The organism is Pseudarthrobacter sp. MDT1-56 (assembly GCF_059383555.1).
Genome location: NZ_JBWZCK010000005.1, coordinates 181,433 through 198,046, shown reverse-complemented (window position 1 = coordinate 198,046; position 16,614 = coordinate 181,433). Strand labels below are relative to the sequence as shown.

17 protein-coding genes are annotated in these 16,614 nt (G+C 67.1%); 7 read left to right on the top strand and 10 right to left on the bottom strand.

The window, feature by feature from the left end:
* The first annotated feature begins 37 nt into the window (after positions 1-37).
* Positions 38-1,036, top strand: coding sequence for a sigma-70 family RNA polymerase sigma factor (locus AC50YC_RS09195; protein WP_494953227.1), 999 nt, complete (start codon positions 38-40; stop codon positions 1,034-1,036).
* Here the strand turns inward: AC50YC_RS09195 and AC50YC_RS09190 are convergent.
* The 6 genes from AC50YC_RS09190 to AC50YC_RS09165 all read right to left on the bottom strand — a co-directional run bounded on the left by AC50YC_RS09190 (position 1,033) and on the right by AC50YC_RS09165 (position 7,184).
* Positions 1,033-2,394, bottom strand: coding sequence for an MFS transporter (locus tag AC50YC_RS09190; RefSeq protein ID WP_494953226.1), 1,362 nt, complete (start codon positions 2,392-2,394; stop codon positions 1,033-1,035). The two genes, AC50YC_RS09195 and AC50YC_RS09190, sit on opposite strands and share 4 nt — an antisense overlap.
* 76 nt (positions 2,395-2,470) lie before the next feature.
* Positions 2,471-3,073 (bottom strand): class I SAM-dependent methyltransferase, encoded by a 603-nt coding sequence (locus AC50YC_RS09185; RefSeq protein ID WP_494953225.1) that lies wholly within the window; start codon positions 3,071-3,073, stop codon positions 2,471-2,473.
* Positions 3,074-3,120: 47 nt separating this feature from the next.
* Entirely contained in the window at positions 3,121-3,888 is a 768-nt protein-coding gene (locus tag AC50YC_RS09180) for an amino acid ABC transporter ATP-binding protein (RefSeq protein ID WP_494953224.1), read from the bottom strand.
* Entirely contained in the window at positions 3,885-4,919 is a 1,035-nt protein-coding gene (locus tag AC50YC_RS09175) for an amino acid ABC transporter permease (RefSeq protein ID WP_494953223.1), read from the bottom strand. The genes AC50YC_RS09180 and AC50YC_RS09175 overlap by 4 nt, the downstream gene beginning before the upstream one ends.
* 6 nt (positions 4,920-4,925) lie before the next feature.
* Positions 4,926-5,795, bottom strand: a complete 870-nt coding sequence (locus AC50YC_RS09170; RefSeq protein WP_494953222.1) for an ABC transporter substrate-binding protein — start codon at positions 5,793-5,795, stop codon at positions 4,926-4,928.
* A 117-nt stretch (positions 5,796-5,912) separates the two neighbouring features.
* The gene (locus tag AC50YC_RS09165) at positions 5,913-7,184 is read right to left on the bottom strand and encodes an alpha-hydroxy acid oxidase (protein WP_494953221.1); all 1,272 of its coding nucleotides are present in this window, start codon (positions 7,182-7,184) and stop codon (positions 5,913-5,915) included.
* A gap of 175 nt (positions 7,185-7,359) precedes the next feature.
* Here AC50YC_RS09165 and AC50YC_RS09160 point away from each other — a divergent pair, with 175 nt between their 5' ends.
* A complete protein-coding gene (locus tag AC50YC_RS09160; RefSeq protein WP_494953220.1) occupies positions 7,360-8,958 on the top strand; it encodes a PucR family transcriptional regulator in 1,599 nt (532 codons plus the stop codon).
* Between the two features lie 13 nt (positions 8,959-8,971).
* Here the strand turns inward: AC50YC_RS09160 and AC50YC_RS09155 are convergent, their stop codons facing one another.
* The 3 genes from AC50YC_RS09155 to AC50YC_RS09145 all read right to left on the bottom strand — a co-directional run bounded on the left by AC50YC_RS09155 (position 8,972) and on the right by AC50YC_RS09145 (position 10,729).
* On the bottom strand, positions 8,972-9,883 hold the full coding sequence (locus AC50YC_RS09155; protein WP_494953219.1) for a diacylglycerol/lipid kinase family protein: 912 nt from the start codon (positions 9,881-9,883) through the stop codon (positions 8,972-8,974).
* 260 nt (positions 9,884-10,143) lie between these two features.
* The gene (locus AC50YC_RS09150; RefSeq protein WP_494953218.1) at positions 10,144-10,323 is read right to left on the bottom strand and encodes a hypothetical protein; all 180 of its coding nucleotides are present in this window, start codon (positions 10,321-10,323) and stop codon (positions 10,144-10,146) included.
* Positions 10,324-10,393: 70 nt separating this feature from the next.
* Positions 10,394-10,729, bottom strand: coding sequence for a cupin domain-containing protein (locus tag AC50YC_RS09145; RefSeq protein WP_494953217.1), 336 nt, complete (start codon positions 10,727-10,729; stop codon positions 10,394-10,396).
* A 188-nt stretch (positions 10,730-10,917) separates the two neighbouring features.
* Here AC50YC_RS09145 and AC50YC_RS09140 point away from each other — a divergent pair, with 188 nt between their 5' ends.
* A complete protein-coding gene (locus AC50YC_RS09140; protein ID WP_494953216.1) occupies positions 10,918-12,663 on the top strand; it encodes a RecQ family ATP-dependent DNA helicase in 1,746 nt (581 codons plus the stop codon).
* Positions 12,664-12,747: 84 nt separating this feature from the next.
* On the top strand, positions 12,748-13,572 hold the full coding sequence (locus AC50YC_RS09135) for an alpha/beta fold hydrolase (RefSeq protein ID WP_494953215.1): 825 nt from the start codon (positions 12,748-12,750) through the stop codon (positions 13,570-13,572).
* On the opposite strand, the gene AC50YC_RS09130 is transcribed toward AC50YC_RS09135, so the two are convergent.
* Positions 13,547-13,852: an acylphosphatase gene (locus AC50YC_RS09130; protein WP_494953214.1), complete on the bottom strand. Its 306-nt coding sequence runs from the start codon at positions 13,850-13,852 to the stop codon at positions 13,547-13,549. The two genes, AC50YC_RS09135 and AC50YC_RS09130, sit on opposite strands and share 26 nt — an antisense overlap.
* Before the next feature lie 202 nt (positions 13,853-14,054).
* Between AC50YC_RS09130 and AC50YC_RS09125 the strand changes: the two genes are divergently transcribed.
* From AC50YC_RS09125 to AC50YC_RS09115, 3 genes are all read left to right on the top strand, one after another.
* Complete coding sequence (locus AC50YC_RS09125; RefSeq protein ID WP_494953213.1) at positions 14,055-14,318, top strand: YegP family protein; 264 nt, start codon at positions 14,055-14,057, stop codon at positions 14,316-14,318.
* Positions 14,319-14,371: 53 nt separating this feature from the next.
* Entirely contained in the window at positions 14,372-15,328 is a 957-nt protein-coding gene (locus AC50YC_RS09120; protein ID WP_494953212.1) for an ABC transporter ATP-binding protein, read from the top strand.
* A gap of 67 nt (positions 15,329-15,395) precedes the next feature.
* Positions 15,396-16,607 carry an ABC transporter permease gene (locus tag AC50YC_RS09115; protein WP_494953211.1) on the top strand — a complete coding sequence of 404 codons (1,212 nt, stop codon included), beginning with the start codon at positions 15,396-15,398 and terminating at the stop codon, positions 16,605-16,607.
* Positions 16,608-16,614 lie beyond the last annotated feature (7 nt).

The window sequence follows — 16,614 nt, the reverse complement described above, 5'->3', positions numbered from 1 at the left end:
TGCCTTCACAAGCTTGACCCGTCCAACAGGGGATGACATGGCTGACCGGATCCACGAGGCAATGCGAACGCTCACCGACGACGTCGTCGAGGCCTACCTGCGCCGGCTGAGGAAGTACGCCTTGCTCACCCCGGAGCAGGTAGTGGAACTGGCACAAGAGATCGAAGCCGGGCTTTTCGCGGAGCAGCTCCTGACGGACGGTACCTCGCGGCCCGGCCAGGACAGCGGGGAGCTTCAGGCCATCGTCGTTCTGGGCAGGCTTGCCGGCAACGCGCTGTTCCACGCCAACCTCCGGCTCGTCGTATCGATCGCCAAGCACTACACCCGCCGGGGCCTTGATTTTGACGACCTGATCCAGGAAGGAAACCTGGGATTACTCAATGCCGTGCGCACGTTCGACTTCGCCATGGGTTTTAGATTCTCCACGCACGCCACGGTATGTGTCCGGAACGCCATCACCCGGGCGCTGGCCGACCAGTCAAGACTGATCCGGTTGCCGACGAACGTCGTCGGGCAGCTGCAGAAGGTGCGGTCAGCTCAACGGACCGCCGCTATGACAGGGGCCGTTTGCGGTAGCGAGGATCTTAGGGAGCTCATGGGCAGTTCGATCGCCAAGATTGAGTGTCTGCTGACCGTGGACCAGCCGGTCTGTTCGTTGGACGCTCAGGTGCCCGACGGCAAGGGCGGAACCGAGGCCCTGGCCGACCAGCTGTGGGATGTTTCCGCCCCCGACGCGACCGATGCGCCCTTCCATGAACAACTGCGGGCGCAGCTGCTAGCCGTGCTCGCCACGCTCGAGGATCGGGAGGCCCGAGTCATTGCGATGCGATTCGGTCTGGACGGCGGCGGAGCGAGAACCCTGGACGCGGTGGCGAGCGTTTGCGGCACCACCCGCGAACACATCCGCCAGATCGAGGTCGGGGCGATGGAAAAGCTCAAGGACCCAGCCCGGTCCAACGTCCTACGGCAGTATCACTTTGACGATGAGGGCCGACCGGGCCAGACGGCGTCGGAGTCCGCGCCCGCGGACCCCTAGCTCCGCCGCTCCCGCCACAGCAGCGACACCACGAACACCACCGCGCCGAGTCCCAGCATGACAAAAACCATCAGCCCCCAGTTGGCCTGGTTCACGCCCGTGCCGTAGAAGATGCCGATTAGCACCGTCGCCGTGATGGCCCCGAGGTACCGGCAGGTCTGGAAGATCCCGGCAGCCACACCGCGTTCCTCCGGCCTCGTGGAGAGGTACATGCCCTGGTTGTAAGCGATACTGGCCACCCCGTACGGAACGCCCAGGAACGCTGTCAGCGCCAGCACCAACGGGATGGCGAACGAGGCGCTCAGCAGCCACATCGTCGCGGAGGCCACTATGAGGAGAACCACGCCGGAGACCAGCACCCGCTTGACCCCGATCCGGTCGATGGCGCGGACCGCCAAGGGCGTCACCACCACCGACATCGCGGCCAGCGGCAGCATCAACAGGCCGACGATTCCGGGCTCGTAGCCGCCGGCTTCCTGCAGCAGCTGCGGCAGGCCGAAGAACGCGAAGTAGTAGACGGCGCTAAACAGGGCGAAGCCCAGATAGACCAGCAGCAGCGGCCGGTTCCTGCCCAGCAGCCGCAGGTCCAGGAACGGCGGGGCGAAGCGCAGTTCGCGCCAGACGAAGAGCACGGCCAGCAGGGTGCCTGCGCCCAGCAGCCACCAGCGGTAGTCCGGCAGCACGTTGAGCAGCGCCATCATCACCAGGACCATGGAGCCGATGAAGGCCAGGATGCCGGGGAGGTCCGAGTCCCGCAGCAGCTCCGAGGCCCGGCCGCGTTCCCGGTCCTCGTCCGCGGGGGCGAAGCGGCGGACCAGGATGATCGCTGCCAAGGCCAGCGGGACGTTGATCAGGAACAGGGCTTCCCAGCCGACGAACCCCACCAGGAGCCCGCCCACGACCGGCCCGACGGCCGCCGCGGAGGTGTTGGCCATCTGGATCCGGCCCAGCGGCCGGGTGGACTTCACGTTCGCCAGTTTCGCCAGGGCGCCGACCATCACGACGGCGCTCGGGTAGGCGGCGGCAGTGCCGAGGGCCATAAAGGCTCGGGCCACGCAGAGCACCGAGAAGTTCGGCGAGAACGGGGCGAGGGCGCAGGTCACGGCCACCAGCGCCATGCCGATCATGAACAGCCGCCGCGGGCCGAACCGGTCCGCCAGCCGGCCCATGAGCGGCTGGCCCGCCGCCGAGGTGAGGTAGAAGGAGGTGATCACCCAGGTGACGGTGGCGACGTCGAGCCCGAAGTCCGCGCGCAGCACCACCAGGGCGACGGCGATCATCGAGGAGTTCAGCGGGTTCAGGGCCGTGCCCAGGCTGAGTCCTGCGACGGCGAGGCCCGTCCGGGGAGAGTTGCTCACGGCAACAGTCTGTCCCACGGTGCCCGCGAAAATCGAACCGGACGGCAAATTCCGCCGCCACGGGCCGGCTGACGCGTCACGGCTTGCGGGCGATCACGTCGTAGATGTGCCAGTGCTTGGGGCCCCGGAACGACTGGCCGTCGTCGTCGTACACCTCGAACGTCAGGATCTCCAGCCCGTCGAAGAGCTGCCGCGCCGCCGCTTCGGTGTGGAAGTTCCATTCGGCGATGTCGGCCCAGGAATCCCGGTCCCCGAAGAGGTTCACGGCAAGAATGCCCGGGCGCCGGAGGGCCTCCAGCATCGCGGCCCAGAACTCGCTGAACCTGTCCGGGTGGATGAACGGCAGCGAATAACCGGCGAAGATCAGGCCCGCCGGCGGGAGTACCCGGAGGTCCTGGAAGGCCCGCACCTCAATGCTGAGCCGGCCGTCCGCGTCCGCCGGAGCGATCCCCAGCAGCCGTTCCCGGGTGTCCGGCAGTGAGTCGACGGCGTGCACGTGCCAGCCAGCGCGCAGCAGGGCCAGCGTTTCCTTCCCGGCGCCGCAGCCCAGGTCGATGGCACGGCGGCCGTTGCCCGGACCCGCGTAGGCCATGGCGTCCAGGCAGAGTGAGCGCACGGGACGGTCCGCCTGGGCCGCGTTGTAGTCAGCCCAGACCTTACTGTCCGCGAGGCTTTCCACGACTTCATTTTTCCACTCTCGCGGCGGCGAAGCCACAGGTCCCGGTGTCAGAGAACCTTGGAAAGGAACGCCTTGGTCCGGTCGTGCTGCGGATTGCTCAGCATCTCCCGGGGTGGTCCGGCCTCCACCACCACACCTTCGTCCATGAACACCAGTGTGTCAGCCACTTCGCGGGCGAACCCCATCTCATGCGTCACCACGATCATGGTCATGCCGCTCTTGGCCAGTTCCTTCATAACGTCGAGCACCTCGCCCACCAGCTCCGGGTCCAGGGCGCTGGTCGGCTCGTCGAAGAGCATCAGCTTCGGGTCCATGGCCAGCGCACGGGCGATGGCCACCCGCTGCTGCTGCCCGCCGGACAGGTGCGCCGGATAGGCGTCCCCCTTGTCGCCGAGGCCGACACGCTCCAGCAGTTCCATGGCCCGGGCGGTGGCTTTGGCCTTGGAAATACCCTTCACCCGCATGGGGGCGAGGATGATGTTCTCCACTGCGGTCAGGTGCGGAAACAGGTTGAACCGCTGGAACACCATTCCGATTTCCTGGCGCTGGAAGGCTGCTTCCTTGAGTTTCAGTTCGTAGAGCTTGTCTCCCTTTTGGCGGTAGCCAACCAGCTGTCCGTCGACCGAAAGCCGGCCGCCGTCAACCCGTTCCAGGTGGTTGATGCAGCGCAGGAACGTGGATTTGCCCGAACCGCTGGGGCCCACGATGCAGAGCACCTCGCCGGGGTCGACCTCGAGGCTGATCCCGCGCAGCACCTTGTTGGTGCCGAAATTCTTGGAGACCCGCTCCGCAAGCACCATCGGCGCGTCCGTCATCCTTTTCCTCCAAAATCTGTGCCGATCGGTGGGGTGGGCCCGCCGGGAACCGCCGGTGCCGGTCCCGGCGCCGCCGGTTCCTTGCCCGTCTTGACCCGCCCGGTTCCGCGCGAGAACCGCTTCTCAATGAAGTGCTGTCCCACCATCAGGATGGAGGTGAAGAGCAGGTACCAGAGGGATGCCACAATCAGCAGCGGCACCGGAGTGAACGTCACCGCGGAGATACCGCGGGACACGCCGTAGAGGTCAATGCTCAACGGAATCGCGGCAACCAGGGAGGTGGTCTTGAGCATCGAGATCACCTCGTTGCCGGTGGGCGGGATGATGATCTTCATCGCCTGCGGAACCACGACGAACCGCATCGTCTGGCCCCAGGACATGGCCAGCGCCGTCGACGCTTCCTCCTGGCCCTGGTCCACGGACAGCAGCCCGGCGCGCACGATTTCGGACATGTACGCGGCCTCGTTCAGGGCCAGCCCGATCACGGCGGTGATGAAGAGGTTGGTGAAGATCTCATTCGGGATGGTGACCCACGGCTCCATAAACGGAATGCCGAGGGTGAACACCGGATAGATCAGGGACACGATGCCCCAGAAGACCAGCTGCACGTAGACCGGGGTTCCCCGGAAGATCCAGATATACAGCCAGGCAATGCTCTTCAGCACCGGGTTCGGCGACAGCCGCATGATGGCCAGCAGCAGGCCGATGACGATAGCGCCGATCATCGCGTAGATGGTCAGCCACAACGTCACCCAGGCAGCCTGGCTGATCCGGCGGTCGAAGATGTACTTGCCCACGTCCGGCCAGCCGTAGTCCGAGCGCTGGGCGGCGTCCAGCACAAAGACCGCCAGCCCGAGGACGAGGAGTACCGCCACCACGTTCCGCCAGGGGTGGCGCAGCGGGATCGCGACGATCGCTTCCGGCGGCGCGTCGTCGTCGTGCCGTCCCCGTCCGGCCCGCGGCGTCCTTCCGGGTTCCCCGATTTTGCCGGGTTCCGCCTCAATCATCCGGTCGGATTCCGGCTCGCTCATCCGCTATCACCCTTTGGCTGCCACGTTGAGGTCCGCCGTCTTGACGCCGCCGGCTTCTACGCCCCACTTGGAGAGGATCTTGTTGTAGGTGCCGTCGTCGATCAGCGTCTGGAGGGCCTTCTGCAGGACGGGCGTGAATTCGCTGCCCTTGGCGACCGGCATCCCGTAGGGTGCCACTTCGAAGGCGTCGCCGGCGGTCTGCAGCTTGTCCTTGGTCTTGGAGATCGCGTACAGGGTCACCGGGGAATCAGCACTCATCGCGTCAACCTGTCCCACCACCAGGGCGTTGGTGGCCTGGTCCTGGGCGTCGTACTTGAAGATGGTGATGGCGGGCTTGCCGGCGTCGGTGCAGGCCTTCGACTTCGCCGGCACCTCGTGCGTGTCCTGGTAGGTGGTGGCCTGGACCGCGACCTTGAGCCCGCAGGCGTTCTCGGGGTCCACGGTCTTGCCCTTCGGGGCGGCCCACTGGATTCCGGCGGAGTAGTAGTTGACGAAATCGACCTGCTGTTCGCGTTCCAGGGTGTCGGTGAAGGAGGAGACGCCGATGTCGTCCTTTCCGGCCTTCACCGCCGGAAGGATGTTGTCGAAGGTGCCGATGTCGAAGTTGACCTTCAGGCCCATGACCTGGCCCAGGGCGTTCGTGAGGTCCACGGCCCAGCCGGCCGGCGCACCGTTGTCGTCCTTGAACTCGTTGGGCGGGTAGTTGTTGGCCATGCCGACGTTGAGCACGCCCGCGGTCTTCATCTTCTCCGGGAGCATCGCGGCGATGGCGTCATTCTTTTTCACCTCGATGGCGTCGGAGCTGCCGGATGCCGCGCCGGTGGCGGCCGGTGCGCTGTTGTCGACGCAGCCGGAGAGCGCGAGTGCTGTGGCCATGGTGAGAACGGGAAGTAGGTATCGGGTGCGCATGGTTTCCTTAGCTGTTCAGAGTGTCTCTTGGTTCCCGCAAGTCTGCGGGAGGAGGGCACTGGGTGCCTGCAAGTTCAGAACTAGTTAGTGCGTGTTGCCTGACGCTGTTGTTTCAAGGATTTCTCCGGAATGACGGATGTCCCGCAGAATTTCCCCGCCTCGAGCTTTCAACTCCGAAATGCTGGAAACGCCCACTAACGTCATGGTACGCCGCAGCTCGTCCGCGAAGATCTCAATGATGCGCCCGACGCCGGGCGAGCCCGCCGCCACCAGTCCGTACAGGTAAGCCCTGCCGATCGAGCAGGCGTCGGCGCCCAGGGCCAGCGCCTTGAGGACGTCGCTGCCCCGGCGGATTCCCGAGTCCACATAGATCTCGATCGAGTCGCCCACCCGCTGCCGGGATTCCTGCAGCACATCCATCGGGCTCAGCATGTGGTCGAGTTGCCGGCCGCCGTGGTTGCTCAGCTGGACGGCGTCCAGGCCGATCCGGGCGGCCTGGGCGACGTCGGCCGGGTTGACGCAGCCCTTGAGCACGATCTTGCCGTGCCAGGCCTGCCGCAAGGATTCCAGTTCATTCCATCCGCTGGTCGCATCCGAGTGGCCCAGAATGTGCTGCCACATGGACGGGGTGACCACGGAGGTGGCCGCGGCACTGCGCGGGTCCAGGTTCGGGAAACTGATCCCGTCCGATTTCAGGAAGTTGATCCACCACGACGGCCGGCGGGCGATGTCCGCGATGGTTGACAACGTCAGCGCGGGCGGGGCCGTGAAGCCGTTGTGCAGGTCCCGTTCCCTGGCGCCGAGAGCCCGCGTATCGACGCCGACAATCAGCGTGGTGAACCCGGCGGCGTCGCAACGCGCGAGTTTGTCCTTCAAGGCCTGGGCATCGGAGGTAAGCCCGAAGTTGAACCAGCGGTCCAGGCCCGGGTGGCCCTGCGCAATCGTTTCCATGGCCACCGTGCTCAGGCCTGCCAGCCCGTAGGGGATACGGGCCCGGTCCGCGGCGGCCGCGACGGCCAGTTCACCCTCGGGATGGAACAGCCTGGTGGCCCCGGTGGGCGTCAACGTCAGGGGCAGGGCACTGCTTTTACCGAGCAGGGTGGTGCTGGTATCAGGTCCGGAGACCGGGCCCCAACTGGGCATAAGCGCCCAGGAATCGAAGACGGCGCGGTTGCGGCGGAGCGTCACTTCGTCCTCGGAGCCGCCGTCGAGGTAGTCAAAGATCCCGGCCGGCAGGACCCGCTGTGCCGCTTTCCGGTATTCCTCCACATTGAAAGCGTTGGCCAGCACCCGGCGCTGGCGGGAGAGGACCGGAGCTTTGACCTGGATGAGCTGCCTGGCGTCGCTGATTTTCAATGAGGGCCTTTCCCTGTTGCTGTCCTGCGTTATGGTTCAGCGTAAGAAGTGGAATGCCGCGCCACTATGGAGATTGCGACAAATTGAGGGGTTCACCATTAGTAGCAACTACCAAACGCCTTCTGCTGGAACGGTAAAGGCAGGCGGGACGGCGACGGCGGCTGCGAGGCACCCGTTGCCTACCCTGGCGGACGTCGCCCGATCGGCGGGGTCGGAAATTGTCAGCCTGGTCGAGATGCCGGCCGATGACCAGCAGATCGTGGCGGGCGCTGTGCTTTACGATTCGACGGCCCTGCCCGCCCCATTCCCCGGCGCCGTCGCGTTGGCCATCGGATTGTCCCTGTCAGGGAAGCGTCTCGGCGCCAAGGTCCGGGAGCTCAGTGATGCCGGGTACGTGGCCATCGTCTACAAGGCCAACGGCAGCTCGGACAAGGCCCTGCGGGTGGCCGCCCGCGAATCGGGGACCGCCCTCTTCCGTGCCTCGGACTCGGTCCCGTGGAACCAGCTCGCGGAGATCATGGATGCCGCCGTCGTCCCGCACCGGCAGTCGGGACGCACGCTGGTGGACATCCGTCCAGGCGACCTGTTCGATCTGGCCAACACCGTTGCGGCCCAGACCGGCGGTGCCATAGCGATCGCGGCCCCCGATCAGACGATCCTGGCTTATTCGACCCTCCCGGACCAGCCCATCGATGAGACGCGCAGGAGTTCCATTCTGCGCCTGCACGTGCCGCCTTCCGCTGAAACCGATAAGGAGTACCGCCAAGTCCATGCGGCCGCCGATGCGTTGAAGGTGACGACGGCGGACCCTCTGCTCCGGCGCACGGCCATCGCCATCCGGGCCGGCGACTCCGTCCTGGGCTCGCTCTGGCTCCTCGAACGGGCGGAACACCACAACGAGGACACGCACCGGATCCTGCGGGATGCCGCCAATGTTGCGGCACTCCACATCCTGCACAAGCGCACCACCTATGTCTCAAACCTGACCCGCCAGATCGACTTGGTCCAGCCGCTGCTGTTCGAGCCGCAGCGCGCCGAACTCGCCGCCATCCGGCTCGGGATCTCGGCGCCCTCGGTCCGCGTTGCGGCCCTGGGCATCTGGCCCTCGGATGCCATGGCGTCCGAAACCCTGCAGTCCCGCCTGCGGCTCTTTGATGCGATCCGAACCGCCTGCGCCATCCGGCTGCCGTCTGCCGTCTGCGGGTTCTCGGACAACATCGTCTACATCGTCCTGCCACAGACCACGGGATCATCCCGGCAATTCCAGCGCAGCTCGATTCTCAAGATTGTGCAGAACGCCCGGCGGCTGCTCTCCCGCCCGGTCCTGGCCGCACTGGGTGTGGCGGCCACGATCGAGAGGCTTGAGGAGTCCCGGGTCAACGCCGAACTGGTCCTGTCCGAGCTGGTCCGGAACGTCGCCGAGGGACGCGTAGCGGCCGATTCCGACGACATCGTCGCCGACGACGAATCCCTCGGCTCCAGTCTGCATTTGCGCCAGATGGTGACGTCGTTGACGGCGTCGGGTCAGCTGCCCGGGACCCACGCGCTCCGGATCGCGGAGTACGACGAGGACCAGAAGAAGTCTTTCGAAGAAACCATCTACGCCTACCTGAGCTGCAGCGGTATCGCCGTGGAAGCCGCGAAGTCCCTTGACGTGCACGTCAACACGGTCCGCTACCGCTTGTCCCGTGTTGAGCCCCTCTTCGGCATTGACCTGGACGATCCCGAGACGCGCCTGCTGGTCTGGCTGCAACTATGGGCGAGGCGCAACTAGCACTTCCGTGCCGTCAGCCGCCTGCGGCCTCCGCGACATGCGCCGCCGACCGGTGCCCCCACGCCAGCTCGCGGAGCCGAACCAGGTCCAGCGCCGGCTGGGCCGGCGGGACACCGGGACGATTCCGCGGAACCAGGACGCGCAGGGCGGCAGGTTCGATGGTGCACCGCACCGGGGTGGGAAGCAGCAGCGCCTCGCCGTCCACTCCGACCGGAATCTCGGGCACATCGGCGTCGACCACCACCTCCGCCGCAGCGCGCTGGATCAGGCCACGATTCGTCGCCCGGCGCAGCAGCCCGACAGCTTCCCGGGTGTTGGACGCGGAGAGCGCCACCGCACCGAGCACGCCGCGGTCCAGCCGGGTGCGGCGGCCCAGGCCCGCGAGGCCGTGACTGCCGTACGGGCCATTGCTCACCAGCACCGCCTGGTGCCCTTCCACCGTGGTGCCGTCAAGCTTGGCGTGCAGCCGCGCGCCCTTATCGCCCTTGATCAAATCCGGGAGCATCTGCAGCACGGTACCGGCCTTGTCATCGCGGTACTCCGGGCTCTGCACCACCTCGGCGTAGACCCCGAAGGAGGAATTATTGACGAAGGTGCGGCCGTTGATCTTGCCCAGGTCGACGTGGAGCTCCACCCCGTCACGAAGGGCGTCCAGGCAGCCCGTGGGGTCCTCCCGGTCCAGGCCGAGATCCAGGGCGAAATGGTTGCGGGTGCCGGCGCTGATCACCAGGAACGGAAGATTGTGTTCGGCCGCGATGCCGGCCACCAGCGCCTGGGTTCCGTCACCGCCGGCGACGCCGAGCAGGTCCGCTCCCCGCTCCACCGCATCCCGGGCCAGGGCCGCGACGTCCACCTTGCCCGGACCCTCCAGCAACGCCACCTCGGCGCCGAGTTCCTCCGCCTTCCGCTGCAGCTCGAACTTCACCACTTTCCCCCCACCGGAGCGCGGATTCATCACCACAAAGGGATGCCGCGAGGTGGGGCCGGGTACTCGACCATCTTTGCGCCCTCCCGGCGTTCCCGGAGGGCAGCGCGGGCACAGACCAACGCCACAAACACCAGTCCCACGGTGATCATCACCTCCCACAGCAAGCCCGCTTGAAGGAAGAGGAACAGGACCACCAGCGGGGCGAGCACCCCCAGCGCCAGAGCACACCAGCGCAGAAAACCGCGGCTGATGAGGAACTAGTAGATCCCGACCACGGTCACCACGACGCCGCCTGCACCGGTCAGGAGCAGTGCCACGGTGCCTGCCAGTCCCGCAGCCACCAGCGGGACCACCGCCGCGCAGATCGCCGCGAGATAGGCGGCCCGCGCCCACCACCGCCGGGTCTGTGGCACCTCGTCAAAGGGAACGACAGTCATATCCAGCTCCTTGCGGTAATCTTGCCCCGCCCGATCGGCCCGGCTGGTCTCCCGGCCTGCGGCCAGATCGTCAGGTCTTGATTTTCGCGACGGTCATCAGGATCGCCGAGTCCTCTTCCGCCTCCAGGCTGTGCAGACCGTCCGGCACGATCAGCAGGTCCCCGGCCTTCCCCTGCCAGGAATGCCCGCCGGAGCGCAGCCGCACGCAGCCGCGGAGCACGAAGACGGTCGCTTCGCCCGGGTTCTGGTGCTCGCTCAGCTGCGTCCCGGCCCGAAACGCCATCACCGTCTGGCGAAGTGTCTTCTCATGGCCGCCAAAGGCCGTATCCGCAGCACGCCCGCTGGGTGCCGCCACCGCCGCCGCTAGCTGCTGACGGGCAAGGGCATCGAGCGATATTTTCTGCATGGGGCCACCCTACCCAGAAACGGGTCCGCTGCCGAGGGTCCTTTGCCCCGGTCGAGCCTGGACGTGCTTTGCTGCCACTCCCAGGAGTTTTTTGAAAGTCTTCCGGGAAGTCCTACCCTGAAATCAACGGCCGGCACCAGCCTGCCCCGCCTCACTTCACCTCAATCTGCCGCAACGGAGTTGCACTCATGACCGAGGCCCACGACGACGGCGGACTCCGCCGGATCGCTGACGTCACCTTTGGTCTGCCGCACCTCCGCGAGGGCCAGCTCACCGGGATGCGGGCCCTCGCCGCCGGCCGGGACGTCCTCGCCGTTATGCCCACCGGCTACGGGAAGTCGGCCATCTACCAGGTGCCCGCCCTCCTGCTGCACCGCCAGCAGCAGCGGCCCACCGTGGTCGTGTCCCCGCTGATCTCCCTGCAGGAGGACCAGCTGGACGGGCTGCGGGAGGCCGCCGGAGCGGGCGGCGCCGTCGCCGTCAACTCCTCGCACAGCGCCGCGGAGCAGGAACGCGCCTGGCAAGCCGTGGAAAGCGGCGAGGCGGCGTTCCTCTTCCTCGCCCCGGAGCAGCTGGCGAAACCCAGCACGGTGGAACGGATCGCGGCGCTGAACATCGGCCTGTTCGTGGTGGACGAGGCCCATTGCGTCTCCTCCTGGGGCCACGATTTCAGGCCCGACTACCTCCGTCTCGGCGAGGTCCGCGAGCGCCTGGGGAACCCGACCACCGCGGCGCTGACGGCCACCGCCTCTCCCCCGGTGCGCGAGGAGATCCTGGCCCGCCTCGGCATGGCCAGCCCGCTGGTCCTGGTCCACGGCTTCGACCGGCCCAACATCCGGCTGGAGGTGCTCCGCCACCATGAGGACAAGGAGAAGCGCCGGGCGGTCGTCAGCCAGGTCACCGAGCTGGTCGCCGCGAGACGCGGGCACGGGCTGGTGTACGCCGCCAAGCGGAAGGACACCGAAAAGTACGCCGCGAGACTGGCCCGGACCGGCCTGCGCGCCGCGGCCTATCACGCCGGCCGCACGCCGACCGAGCGGGAGCTTGTCCACCAGCAGTTCCTCGACGGCGGCCTGGACGTAGTGGTGGCCACCACCGCGTTCGGCATGGGCATTGACAAGCCCAACGTCCGCTTCGTCCTCCACGCGGACATCCCCGAATCCCTGGACAGCTATTACCAGCAGATCGGCAGGGCCGGGCGGGACGGCCGGCCCGCCGTCGCCGTGCTGCATTACCGTTCCGAGGACCTTGGCCTGCGGCGGTTCTTCGCCACCCACACCCCCGACCAAGCCGCCCTGCTGGCGGTCCTCACCGTGCTGCGCGGGGCGGGCCAGCCGCTCCCGCCACGGACGCTGGCCGTAAAGACTGTCTTCCCCGCCCGGCGTATCACCGGCCTGCTGAACCTGCTGCAGGAAACCGGCGCCGTCACGGTAACCCACGACGGCGTCCGGCTTGACCCCGAGGCGGAGCCCGCCCAGGTGGTGGAACGCGCCGTCGACCTCGCCGCCGCCCGCGAGCGCGTCGACAAGTCCCGCATCGCGATGATCCGCAGCTACGCCGAAACACACCGCTGCCGCCGCCAGTTCCTGCTCGGCTACTTCGGCGAGGACCTGCCCGTGCCCTGCGGAAACTGCGACACCTGCACGGACGGGACCGCGCTGCAGGAGCACCGTGGCGAGCACGACGGCGATGCTGCGGACGGCGATGCTGCGGACGGCGGCGCCGTCGGGGCTGCCGGTGCTGCCGGTGCTGCCGGCGGGGCTGCCGGGGCCGGGGAGTTCCCGCTGAACTCCCGTGTGGAGCATGCCCTCTGGGGCCCGGGACTGGTGATGGGGCACGACGGCGACGTCCTCACCGTGCTGTTCGACCGCGAGGGCTACCGGACGCTGTCCCGCAAAGCCGTCCTGGGCCACGGCCTGCTCACCCGCGCCTGATTCCCGGAGGGCGCAAACACCGGAGCGCGCCCGAACGCCGTTGCGGACCTCGACCCCACGCGGCGACGGACCTACGCTTAATCCATGGTCCGGGTGAGCGTCAACGGCGTCGAACTGTACTTCGAAGAGCACGGCCAAGGGCTGCCCGTCCTGGGTATTCACGGGACGCCCAGCTCCGCGGTGCTGTGGGAGGAACCGGCCGCCGAGCTGGCGAAGATTGGCCGCTGCATCATCTACGACCGCCGGGGCTTCCACCGCAGCGAACGTCCCGAACCCTTTACCGCCGTCGACCTGGCCGACCAGGTCGACGATGCGGCCGCCCTGCTCGATGCCCTCGACGCGACACCGGCGGTCGTTATCGGACGCAGCACCGGCGGGGAGATCGCCCTCGCCCTCGCGCAGAGGCACCCGGAGAAGGTGACGGCACTGGTCCTGCTGGAACCCGCCGTGTTCTGGCTGGACCCCGGCGCCCAGGCGTGGGCCGACCAGCTGCGGGACCAGGTGCTGGAAGCAGCGGCAACGGACCCGCGCTCCGCGGCCGCCGCCGTCATCCGCCAGGTCATGGGAGACCAGTTGTGGGAGGGGCTTCCCGCGGATCTCCGGGACATGTTCGATGACACCAGCCCGGCGGTGCTGGCCGAGATCAAGGGCGACGGACTGGATCTCAGCGAAAACCCGCCCGCGCTGGGACCGGAGGAGCTGGCCACCGTCCGCCAGCCGACACTGCTGGTCTCCGCGGAGGACTCGCCAGCCGTGCTGCGGGGAGTCAATGTCCGCCTCGCGGAACTGCTACCCGCGGCCGAGAGCGTACTGGTCCCCGGCGGTCACCTCATCAACCCGGCACACCCCGCGGTGCTGGAGTTCCTAAGCCGCTTCACCGGGCCTAGTACACCACCCGGAAATTACTGAACGCGCCCGTGGCCCGGGAGATCGACTCGTCCACGTTCTCCACCCGCCCCGGGGCTTCCGGTGAGCGCAGCCAGCGCCGGAACTCCAGCACCACCGACTGGGGTCCCTCCGCCACGATGCCCACCGAGCCGTCGGTGTTGTTCCGGACCGTGCCGGTCAGCCCCAGCTCATCGGCCTGGTGCACCGTCCAGTAGCGGAACCCAACGGCCTGCACCACACCGTCCACCCGCGCCGTCAGCCGGACCCACTCACCGGAATCGCCCTTCGGAAACTCAGCCATGCTCCCAATCTAGCGCCCGTCGCGGAGCCCACCGCCAGAGGAATCGTGCACTTTCCACATAGGGACCTTCGCCCCTTCCCTTCCGCAGACCCCAGCGGGAAGGATGGTCAGGTGCGCTGCGGGGACGTGTCGAGACAACGGCATGGCACATGGAAGTGCCTCACCCTCCCGCCGTGCTGCATTGCCCGAAAGGACATACAAGATGGCAGGACAATTCGAGATCTTCACGGACGCTGAGGCCAACGTCCGGTTCCGGCTCCTCGGCGCCGACGGCACGGTTCTGGCGATTTCCAAGGCTTTTGAGGACAAGCAGTCCGCCGCGGACGGCATCATGGCGGTCCGCGAATGCGCCGGCACTGGTCTGATCAAGGAAGCCCGCTCCAATGCCTGGGGCGGTACCGGCAACACCAGGGCAGGCCTGCCGAAACCGGCGCACCGCCGGCACCGGCATATCCCCGCCGTCTAGACGGCGAATCGGCAACACCCCGGGCGGGCAGCCCGGCACTATCGGGAGCCGCAATGGACGAGGCACGGGTCCACATCAGCGGCTTCCGAATGGACTTCGGCGACACCACCGTGGTCCGCGACCTGTCCTTTGACGTGCACGCCGGCGAGACCTTCGGTTTCCTTGGCAGCAACGGCTCCGGCAAGACCACCACGATCCGGGCCCTGTTGGGCATCTACGAGCCCACCGCCGGGATACTCCACATTAATGGCCGGGACTTCAAACCCGAGCACGGCGACCGGCTGGGCTACCTTCCTGAAGAGCGCGGGCTCTACAAGAAGGAAAAGGTCATCGACATCATGACCTACTTCGGCCGGCTCAAGGGGATGGAACGGCGCACCGCCAGGCAGTGGTCGCTTGAGTACCTGGACCGGGTGGCGCTCGCGGACCGGGCCTCCGCGGTGCTGGACAAGCTCTCCAGCGGGCAGCAGCAAAAGGTCCAGCTCGGTGTCACCATCATGAACAACCCCGAGCTGCTCATCCTGGACGAACCCACGAAGGGGTTCGATCCGGTCAACCGGCGCCTGCTGATGGACATCATCGCCGAGCAGAAGAAGGGCGGCGCCACCGTGGTCATGGTGACCCACCAGATGGAGGAAGTGGAGCGGCTCTGCGACCGGGTGATCCTGCTCAAGGACGGCACCGCCGAGGCCTACGGCACCATCGACGAGGTGCAGAACAAGTACGGCGGCCGCATCATCCGGATCAGGCACAGCGGCGCCATCCCGCCCTCGCCGCACTACGAGGCGATGCTCCAGGAAACGAACTACTCCGAGCTCTCCATCACCGACGCCACCGACGAAGCCGTCATCCTCAAGTCCCTGATCGACGCCGGCGTGACCGTCCGGAGCTTCACCACCACCAAAATCTCCCTCGAAGACATCTTCATCCGGGTCTACGGCGACCAGAACAAGCCAGCAACGGCAGGCACATCCGGCACCGCACGGTCCCCCGCCCGGGACGGGGCGTAGTGCCGTGGCGCAGCACAACCCGCATCACAATCTAGGTACGGTTCTGAGTTTCGAATTCATCCGTACCGTGACCAAAGGCCGGTTCTGGATCGGAACCTTGTCCGTCCCGCTCATCATTGCCGTGGTCTTCGGGCTGGTTTTCCTCAGCAACACCACCACGGACACCGCTGCCGCGGCGCAGAGTCGCGCCCAGTTCAGCATTTCCTACACGGACGCGTCGGGGCTGATCACGGCCGCGGGCGCCGCGCTCTTTGGTGCCACCGCCGCGGATTCCCCCGATGCCGGGATCGCCGCCGTGCAGTCCGGCGCCGTGGACGCGTACTTCGACTACCCGGCCCAGCCCGAAGCGACGGCCGTGCGCGTCTACGGCGCGGACCAGGGGCTCTTCGAGAACGGCAAGTATGCCGCCGTCGCGCAGGCCATGCTGACGCACGCCGTCGAACAGAGGATCGGCTCCCCGCAACTGTCCGCCATCGCGGCCGGACGGGTGCAGATCGAGACCGTCACGTATGACGGCACGGAGGAATCCGGCGGCCTGGGCTCGGTGATCCCGCCACTGGTCTTCCTGGTCATCTTCTACGGGCTGATCGTGCTCCTGGCCGGGCAGATGCTCAACTCCACGCTGGAGGAGAAGGAAAACCGCGTCACCGAGATGATCCTGACCACGCTCAAACCGACAACGCTCATCGCGGGCAAGGTCATCGCGCTGTTCGCGATCGGGCTGGTACAGATGATCGTGTTCCTCTCCCCCATCATGATCGCCCGGCTGTTCTTCCCCGAGGAGCTCAGCCTCGCGGCCCTGGACCTGCCGCCGCTGATCCTGGACCCGGTCCGGATGACCGTGGGCCTGCTGATCCTGGTCGGCGGCTTCGCCCTGTTCACCACTACCCTCGTGGCCATCGGCGCCGTGATGCCCAACGCCAAGGAGGCCGGGAACTTCATGGGCGTGATGATGGCGCTGATCTTTGTGCCGTTTTACGCTGTGGCCCTGGTGGTGTCCGATCCGCAGTCGCTGATCGTGCAGATCTTCACCTTCTTCCCGTTCTCCGCTCCGGTGACCGCCCTGCTGCGCAACGGCTTCGGCTCCCTGAGCCTGCCCGAGGCGGGCATTGTGATCGCGATCCTCTTCGTGGGTGCGGCCGTGATGCTGCGCCTCGCCGTGCGGCTCTTCCAGTACGGCTCGATCTCCTACACCTCGAAGGTCAACGTCCGGACCGCGCTGCGCGCCGGGTCGCGGCACCCTGCCGCTGATCAGCCCCCGACGACGACGTCCCGCTAAACACGGT

Excerpts from the sequence above, each read along its gene's own strand:
- AC50YC_RS09195 (WP_494953227.1), top strand. The coding sequence starts at position 38 with ATGGCTGACCGGATCCACGAGGCAATGCGAACGCTCACCGACGACGTC.
- AC50YC_RS09180 (WP_494953224.1), bottom strand. The coding sequence starts at position 3,888 with ATGACGGACGCGCCGATGGTGCTTGCGGAGCGGGTCTCCAAGAATTTC.
- AC50YC_RS09175 (WP_494953223.1), bottom strand. The coding sequence starts at position 4,919 with ATGAGCGAGCCGGAATCCGACCGGATGATTGAGGCGGAACCCGGCAAA.
- AC50YC_RS09170 (WP_494953222.1), bottom strand. The coding sequence starts at position 5,795 with ATGGCCACAGCACTCGCGCTCTCCGGCTGCGTCGACAACAGCGCACCG.
- AC50YC_RS09150 (WP_494953218.1), bottom strand. The coding sequence starts at position 10,323 with ATGACTGTCGTTCCCTTTGACGAGGTGCCACAGACCCGGCGGTGGTGG.
- AC50YC_RS09145 (WP_494953217.1), bottom strand. The coding sequence starts at position 10,729 with ATGCAGAAAATATCGCTCGATGCCCTTGCCCGTCAGCAGCTAGCGGCG.
- AC50YC_RS09140 (WP_494953216.1), top strand. The coding sequence starts at position 10,918 with ATGACCGAGGCCCACGACGACGGCGGACTCCGCCGGATCGCTGACGTC.
- AC50YC_RS09135 (WP_494953215.1), top strand. The coding sequence starts at position 12,748 with ATGGTCCGGGTGAGCGTCAACGGCGTCGAACTGTACTTCGAAGAGCAC.
- AC50YC_RS09130 (WP_494953214.1), bottom strand. The coding sequence starts at position 13,852 with ATGGCTGAGTTTCCGAAGGGCGATTCCGGTGAGTGGGTCCGGCTGACG.
- AC50YC_RS09125 (WP_494953213.1), top strand. The coding sequence starts at position 14,055 with ATGGCAGGACAATTCGAGATCTTCACGGACGCTGAGGCCAACGTCCGG.
- AC50YC_RS09120 (WP_494953212.1), top strand. The coding sequence starts at position 14,372 with ATGGACGAGGCACGGGTCCACATCAGCGGCTTCCGAATGGACTTCGGC.